This window comes from Rhodococcus sp. BUPNP1, from assembly GCF_002215235.1.
Classification (GTDB): domain Bacteria; phylum Actinomycetota; class Actinomycetes; order Mycobacteriales; family Mycobacteriaceae; genus Rhodococcus.
In genome coordinates this window covers 1-758 of record NZ_NERM01000079.1, presented here as the reverse complement: position 1 = coordinate 758, position 758 = coordinate 1, and the positions used below count along the sequence as shown (strand labels likewise).

Genomic DNA, 758 nt, shown 5'->3' with positions numbered 1-758 from the left:
CGGAGCCGCCGATGCCGATGTTGACCACCGTGGCGATCTTCTGCCCGGTGGCGCCGCGCCAAGCCCCGGTGCGGAGGCGGTCGGTGAACTCGCCCATCCGGTCGAGCACGGCGTGGACGTCGGCGACCACATCGACCCCGTCCACCACCAACTCCGCCTCGCGGGGCAGGCGCAGGGCGGTGTGCAGCACCGCGCGGTCCTCGGTGACGTTGATGTGCGCACCCGACAACATCGCCTCGCGAGCGGTGGCCACCCCCGTCTGCTCCGCCAACTGGAGGAGCAGTTCGAGCGTGCGACCGGTGAGACGCTGTTTGCTGAAGTCGACCACCAGATCCCCGGCGTGCGCAGTCAACGCCTGCGCCCGCTGCGGCTCGATCGCGAACAGCTCCCGCAGGGACACCGCGGCGATCTCGTCGCGGTGGGCATCGAGGGCTCGCCAGGCCTCCGTGGTCGTCACGTCCCGTGTTTCCGTATCCATTTTTCTGCCAACGTCTTTCGTCACGCCAGTGCGCGCAGGCGCGGCGCGAGGTCGCGTTCGAACAGTTCCAGGAACCGCTTCTGATCATGACCCGGCGCATGGAACACCAGATGATTCAACCCGGCATCGACATACGCCTTCACCTTCTCGACCGCCTCGTCCGGATCCGACGCCACGATCCACCGCTTGGCCACCTGCTCGATCGGCAACGCATCGGCCGCCGCTTCCATCTCGATCGGATCATCGATGGAATGCTTCTGCTCCGGCGTCAGCGACAACG

At 67.2% G+C, this 758-nt stretch carries 2 pseudogenes; both read right to left on the bottom strand.

The features are described from left to right. Positions 1-478 (bottom strand): annotated as a pseudogene (locus tag B9C99_RS25485) (glucose-6-phosphate isomerase); the annotation flags it as partial. 20 nt (positions 479-498) lie between these two features. After that, positions 499-758: pseudogene (locus tag B9C99_RS25480) on the bottom strand (glucose-6-phosphate dehydrogenase (coenzyme-F420)); the annotation flags it as partial.